Annotated in this window: 6 protein-coding genes; 4 read left to right on the plus strand and 2 right to left on the minus strand. The window is 71.9% G+C overall.

Translation table 11 applies throughout. The annotated features are described in order from the left end of the window. On the plus strand, positions 1-619 hold a 619-nt coding region (locus AC1MIR_RS25030; protein ID WP_480030890.1), incomplete at its 5' end, for a TRAP transporter small permease. 10 nt (positions 620-629) lie between these two features. Beyond that, positions 630-1,910, plus strand: a complete 1,281-nt coding sequence (locus tag AC1MIR_RS25035; RefSeq protein WP_480030891.1) for a TRAP transporter large permease — start codon at positions 630-632, stop codon at positions 1,908-1,910. Between the two features lie 177 nt (positions 1,911-2,087). Here the strand turns inward: AC1MIR_RS25035 and AC1MIR_RS25040 are convergent, their stop codons facing one another. Further along, on the minus strand, positions 2,088-2,525 hold the full coding sequence (locus tag AC1MIR_RS25040; protein WP_480030892.1) for an Lrp/AsnC family transcriptional regulator: 438 nt from the start codon (positions 2,523-2,525) through the stop codon (positions 2,088-2,090). A 133-nt stretch (positions 2,526-2,658) separates the two neighbouring features. Between AC1MIR_RS25040 and AC1MIR_RS25045 the strand changes: the two genes are divergently transcribed. Both AC1MIR_RS25045 and AC1MIR_RS25050 read left to right on the plus strand, forming a co-directional pair. Beyond that, a complete protein-coding gene (locus AC1MIR_RS25045; RefSeq protein WP_480030893.1) occupies positions 2,659-3,918 on the plus strand; it encodes a D-amino acid dehydrogenase in 1,260 nt (419 codons plus the stop codon). Positions 3,919-4,019: 101 nt separating this feature from the next. Then, positions 4,020-5,768, plus strand: a complete 1,749-nt coding sequence (locus AC1MIR_RS25050; RefSeq protein WP_480030894.1) for a cation:proton antiporter domain-containing protein — start codon at positions 4,020-4,022, stop codon at positions 5,766-5,768. Positions 5,769-5,799: 31 nt separating this feature from the next. On the opposite strand, the gene AC1MIR_RS25055 is transcribed toward AC1MIR_RS25050, so the two are convergent. Further along, positions 5,800-6,313: pyridoxal-dependent decarboxylase (locus tag AC1MIR_RS25055; RefSeq protein WP_480030895.1), on the minus strand; the 514-nt coding region annotated here is incomplete at its 5' end.

Here is a 6,313-nt window from a genome sequence, read left to right on the forward strand (position 1 = left end):
GGCGGCGCGCGGGGGGGGGCCCGCCGCTCCCCCCCGCCCCCCCCCCCCCCCCGGGCGCCCGGCGCCCCCCCGGGTGGGGGGGCTGGAGCGCGCGGGCGCCGCGCTGGCGCGCCTGGCCGGCGCCCTGGGCGCGGTCGCGACCGTGTGCTGCCTGCTGCTCGTCGGCTATGCGGTCGGCATGCGCTACCTGCTCGGCCAGCCGGAGCCCTGGACCGACAAGGTCGCCGGCTGGCTGGTGGTGGCGCTGGTCATGCTCGCCGCGCCGGAGACGCAGCGCCGCTTCGAGCATATCGGCGTGGACATCGCGGTGAAGCGCGTCGGGCCGCGGCTGGCGCGCGCGGCGCATCTGCTCGGCGTGCTCTCCGTGGCGGTGGTCGCGGCGGTGCTGCTGATGGCGGGCTGGGAGATGGTTGAGTTCAGCCGGATGATCGGCGTGATGACCGACCTGGAGGGCGTGCCGCAATGGTGGATCCAGGCGCTGATGCCGGTCGGCGCCGCGCTGCTGCTGGTCGTCGCGCTGTGCCAGGCGCTGCTGCTGGCCATGGGCCGGGAGCCCGCCTACCTGCCGAAGGCCGAGGACGACGTGCTGGCGCGCGACCCGCTCGCCCGCGCCGAGTAGCGCCGCGACGATGACCTTCCTGCTGCTGCTGGCCGCGCTCATCGGCCTGCTCTACCTCGGCATGCCGATGTTCGCGGCGCTGTTCCTGCTGCCGCTCGGCGTGCTGCTGTATGTCGAGGGCGGCGTGCCGGCGCTCGGCGAGATGGTGATCGGCAAGCTGGACGGCTATCTGCTGGTCGCGATCCCGCTCTTCATGCTGATGGCGCACATCATGGTGCGCGGGAAGGTGGTGGACGACCTCTACGGCGCCGCCTTCGGCCTGCTGCGCCGCGTGCGCGGCGGCGTGGGCATGGCGACCGTCGCGGCCTGCACGATCTTCGCCGCGATCAGCGGCAGTTCCGTCGCCACCGCGCTGACCATCGGCAAGATCGCGATCCCGCAGATGCTGCGCTACGGCATGTCGCGGCGCGGCGCCTTCGGCGTCGTGGCGGGCGGCGGCACGCTCGGCATCCTGATCCCGCCCTCGGCGCCGATGGTGCTCTACGCCTATGTCACGGAGACCTCGGTCGCCGCGCTGTTCCTCGCCGGCGTCATCCCGGGGCTGATGATGGCGGGGATGTTCGCGCTCTATGTCTTCGTCACGGAAGGCAAGGCGCGCGCGCCGGACGGCGAGGAGCCGGCGGAGATGCAGGCCGCGGTGGCGCTGCGCGCCGGGTGGTCGCTGAGCCTGCCGGTCTTCGTCCTCGGCGGCATCTATCTCGGCATCTTCACCGCGACGGAGGCGGCGGGCACGGGCACGCTCTACGCCCTGCTCGTCGCGGCTCTGATCTACCGCGCGCTGACCTGGCGCGACCTGCTGGACGGCGTGCAGGAGGCGACGCGCACCTCCGCGATGCTGCTGATGATCATCGCGGGGGCGGCGATCTACGGCTACATGCTGACCAAGCTGCAGGTGCCGCAGGAGCTGACGCAGCTCGTCGCCGATCTCGGCCTGTCGCGCACCGGCTTCCTCATCGCGATGATGGTGCTGCTCTTCGTGCTGGGCCTGGTGCTGGAGAGCTTCTCGATCATCCTGCTGACCATGCCGGCGATCCTGCCGCTGCTCGGCACGCTCGGCATCGACAAGGTCTGGTACGGCGTGCTGCTGACGCTGAGTCTGGAGATGGCGCTGATCTCGCCGCCGGTCGCGCTGAACCTGGTCGTCATCAAGGCGATCACCGGCGCCTCGCTCGGCGAGGTGAACCGCAGCATCTACCCCTACATGCTGATGCTCGCCTTCGGCACGGCGCTGCTGATCGCCTTCCCCGACCTTGCGCTGTGGCTGCCGCGCCAGGCCGGCTACGGCGGCTAGCGCACGTCCCGATCGACTGGACTCAGTCGATCGGCCGGTCGTGCTGGAGAGACCACTATTCTAGCGCAGCCTATGCCCGTTCGGCGGAGCCGCGGAGCGGTTCCACGCGAACGGGCGCTGCTCCAGGCCCTGCCGCGCCGGCGCGCATCGGAACCTTCGTTCATCCGGCGGGGAGGCTCAGCCCCGGATGACGGTTCGGATCGCGAAGCTCGACTGGATCCGCGCCACCCCGGGCATGCGGGACAGCGCCTCCTTGTGCAGGCGCTCGTAGTCGGCGGCGTCGCGCACCTCGACGCGCAGCAGGTAGTCCGACATGCCGGTCATCAGGTGGCAGGCGCGCACCTCCGGGCATTTCCGCACGGCATCCTCGAAGCGGCGGAGATGCTCGTCGGTCTGCCGCTCCAGCGTGATCTGCACGATCACCGTCACGCTGTCGCGCGTCGGCGCCTCCTCCACCAGGACCGTGTAGCCGCGGATCGTCCCGTTGCGCTCCAGCAGGCGCAGCCGGCGCAGGCAGGCGGAGGGGGAGAGCCCGACGGCCTCGGCCAGCGCGGCGTTCGGCATCCGGCCGTCGCGGCGAAGCTCCCGGATGATCGCGCGGTCGATCTCGTCCATTCGGCAGATCCTGCGAAATAGCGCAATATCCTGCCAGAAACAGATGAAATGCGCCACTCCATGCGCGGGATATGCCGGAAATTCGCTGATTTCCCGACTACTCTCCGGTCGTTCGATACCTTGGAGATTCGCGATGCGGGTGCTGGTGCTCGGTTCCGGCGTGGTGGGCGTGGCGAGCGCCTGGTACCTGGCGCGCGCCGGGCATGAGGTGACGGTGCTGGACCGCCAGCCCGCGCCCGGCATGGAGACCAGCTTCGCCAATGCCGGCCAGGTCTCGCCCGGCTACTCCGCCCCCTGGGCCGGCCCCGGCATCCCGATCAAGGCGATGAAGTGGCTGATGATGCGCCACCGCCCGCTGGTGATGTGGCCGAAGCTCGATGGTGGACTCTATCGCTGGCTCGGCCAGATGCTGGCGAACTGCACCGAGGCCGCTTACGGCGTGAACAAGGCGCGCATGGTGCGGCTGGCCGAATACTCGCGCGACTGCCTGCGCGAGCTGCGCGACGAGACCGGCATCCGCTACGACGAGCGCGCCAAGGGCACGCTGCAGCTCTTCCGCACGCAGAAGCAGCTCGACGCCGTCGGCGCCGACATCGCGGTGCTGAAGGCCTTCGGCGTGCGCCATGCGCTGCTCGATGCCGCGGGCGCGATCGCCGCCGAGCCCGCGCTCGGCCTCGTGCCCGGCAAGTTCGTGGGCGGGCTGCAGCTGCCCGGCGACGAGACGGGCGATGCCTTCCTCTTCACCCAGCGCCTCGCGGGGCTGGCCGCGGCCGCCGGCGTCGCCTTCCGCCATGGCGTCACGATCAAGGCCCTGACGACGGAAGCCGGCGCGGTCACCGGCGTCGAGACCGACCAGGGCCGCGTCACCGCCGACCGCTACGTGGTGGCGATGGGCAGCTACACGCCGGCGCTGCTGCGCCCGCTGCACGTGCATGTGCCGGTCTATCCGGTGAAGGGGTATTCGCTGACGCTGCCGGTCACCGACGCCGGCGCCGCTCCGGTCTCCACCGTGATGGATGAGACCTACAAGGTCGCGATCACGCGCCTCGGCGACCGCATCCGCGTCGGCGGCACGGCGGAACTCGCGGGCTTCTCGCTGCGCCTGCGCCGGCCGCGGCGCGAGACGCTGGCGCATTCCGTCTCCGACCTGTTTCCGCGCGGCGGCGACCTGGCGCAGGCCAGCTTCTGGACCGGGCTGCGCCCGATGACGCCGGACGGCACGCCGGTGGTCGGCGCGACGCGCTACGCCAACCTCTTCCTCAACACCGGGCACGGCACGCTGGGCTGGACGATGGCCTGCGGCTCCGGCCGGTTGCTCGCGGACCTCGTCACGGGGCGCCCGCCGGAGATCGCGCATGACGATCTCGCGCTGGCACGCTACGCACCGGCCTAGGCCGCCGGTGTTGCTTCCGAGCGTCGGGATTTTCCGGAAAGATTCCGGTTGAAACCGGCAGTTCTCCGAATATCTGTGCTCGGAGACACTTGGAGCGGAGCATGCCCGGCCACGACACCCCGCTGATCGCGACCATCGCCGCGGGCTTCGTGCTGGCCTTCCTGCTCGGCATGGTCGCGCACCGCCTGCGCCTGTCGCCGCTGGTCGGCTACCTCGCGGCCGGCATCGCGGTCGGCCCCTTCACGCCCGGCTTCGTCGCGGATGCGCAGCTCGCGCAGGAACTGGCGGAGATGGGCATCATCCTGCTGATGTTCGGCGTCGGGCTGCATTTCTCGCCGCAGGAGCTGATGGCCGTCCGCAGGATCGCGGTGCCGGGCGCGATCGTGCAGATCGGCGTGGCGACGCTGCTGGGCATGGGCCTCGCCTGGGCCCTGGGCTGGGGAGTCGGGGCGGGTCTCGTCTTCGGCCTGGCGCTGTCCGTCGCGTCCACCGTCGTGCTGGTCCGCGCCCTGCAGGAGCGGAAGATCCTGGAGTCCGAGCGCGGCCGGATTGCCGTCGGCTGGCTGATCGTGGAGGACCTGGTGATGGTCCTCGCCCTGGTGCTGCTGCCCGCGCTCGCGCCGGCGCTTGCCGCCGACACCCGGCTGCCCGCCGGGGAGATCGCGGCGACGGTCGGGCTCACGCTGTTCAAGGTCGCGGCCTTCGTCGCGGTGATGCTGATCGCCGGGCGGCGCATCATTCCGTGGATCATGCATCACGCGGCCCATACGGGCTCGCGCGAGCTGTTCCGCCTCGCGGTCTACGCGATCGCGCTCGGCGTGGCCTTCGGCGCGGCCAAGCTGTTCGAGGTGAGCTTCGCCCTCGGCGCCTTCTTCGCCGGCATGATGATGGGCGAGAGCCGGCTGTCCCAGCGCGCGGCGGACGAGGCGCTGCCGCTGCGCGACGCCTTCGCGGTGCTGTTCTTCGTCTCGGTCGGCATGCTGTTCAACCCGGCCGTGCTAGTCGAGGACCCGCTCGCCGTCCTGGCGACGGTCGCCATCGTCATCCTCGGCAAGTCGGTCGCCGCCTTCCTGATCGTGCGCGCCTTCGGGCATCCGACGGCGACCGCGATGACCGTCTCCGCCGCGCTGGCGCAGATCGGCGAGTTCTCCTTCATCCTGGTCGGGCTCGGACTCGCGCTCGGGCTGCTGCCGGAGGAGGGGCGGGACCTGGTTCTGGCGGGCGCCATCCTCTCCATCATGGCCAACCCCTTCATCTTCGCGGCCATCGAGCGCGGCCGGACGAAGCTGCTGACGCGCATCCAGTTCACCGCCGACCGTGCCGCGGCAAGGTCCGAGCCGCCCGTGGCGCCGCAGCCGGCCCCGGTCGCCGCCCCGCCATCGCCGCCGCCCGCGCCGGAGCCCGAGAACGAGCCGCCCACCGTCACCACGCTGACCGACCACGACGTGGTCGTCGGCTTCGGGCGTGTCGGCTCGCTGATCGGACCCGGCCTCGTCGCCGCCGGGCGTCCGCTGCTGGTGATCACCGATGGCGACGATGCCGCCGAGGCGGCGCGCGCCATCGGGGCCGAGGTCGTGGTCGGCAACGCCGCCGACGCGGAGGTGCTGGCGGCCGCCAATCTTCCCGCCGCCCGCCGCATGTTCTGCACCCTGCCCGAGGCCTTCGAGGCGGGCCAGGTGGTGCACCAGGCGCGTGCGCTGAACCCGCGGCTCGTCATCCTGGCGCGGGCGCATTCCGACGCGGCGGTCGCGCATCTGGTCGAGATGGGAGCCGACACCACGGTGCTCGGCGAGCGCGAGATCGCGCTGCGCATGCTGGACGCTCCGCAGCCCGACACCGCTTCGCCGTAGCGCGCGGGCGGCGTGCGCGTCGCGGCGCCGATCAGGCCGCGGCGGTCTCGCCCTTCTCCCCAAGGATCCGGGCCGCCTCGGCGCGCGTTGCGTCGAGCAGGATGCGGGCGTCCTCCGCCGTGGTGCGGTGGTTCACGAAGGCCGCACGGATCACGAGCCGTCCGCCGAGCCGCGTCGTGGACGGCGCCGCGATCCCGGACTCCTGCAGGCGGAACACGATCTCCTGGTTCAGCGCATCCAGGTCGGGCGCCGGACCGAGATGCCGGAAGCAGACGATGTTGAGGCCGGCCGGGGCCATCAGCTCCAGGCCGGGCGTCCGCCGCACCAGTTCGGCGAAATCCGTCGCGATGCCGCACAGCTTGCCGATGACCTCGCCGAGCCGCGCCGTGCCGTGGGTCTTCAGCGTCATCCAGACCTTCAGGGCGCGGAAGCCGCGCGAGAGGTCAGGCCCGAAGCTGGTCGGCCAGGGCTCGCCGGCGGCGGGGGCGCCGGCCGCGGCCGGCCGGGGGTTGGCCAGCGCGGCGGAGGGGGGGGAAATCGCGCGC

This window comes from Falsiroseomonas sp. RANM36 (assembly GCF_056682175.1).

Coding starts and splice junctions, on each gene's coding strand:
- AC1MIR_RS25045 (WP_480030893.1), top strand. CDS start 2,659: ATGCGGGTGCTGGTGCTCGGTTCCGGCGTGGTGGGCGTGGCGAGCGCC.
- AC1MIR_RS25050 (WP_480030894.1), top strand. CDS start 4,020: ATGCCCGGCCACGACACCCCGCTGATCGCGACCATCGCCGCGGGCTTC.
- AC1MIR_RS25040 (WP_480030892.1), bottom strand. CDS start 2,525: ATGGACGAGATCGACCGCGCGATCATCCGGGAGCTTCGCCGCGACGGC.
- AC1MIR_RS25035 (WP_480030891.1), top strand. CDS start 630: ATGACCTTCCTGCTGCTGCTGGCCGCGCTCATCGGCCTGCTCTACCTC.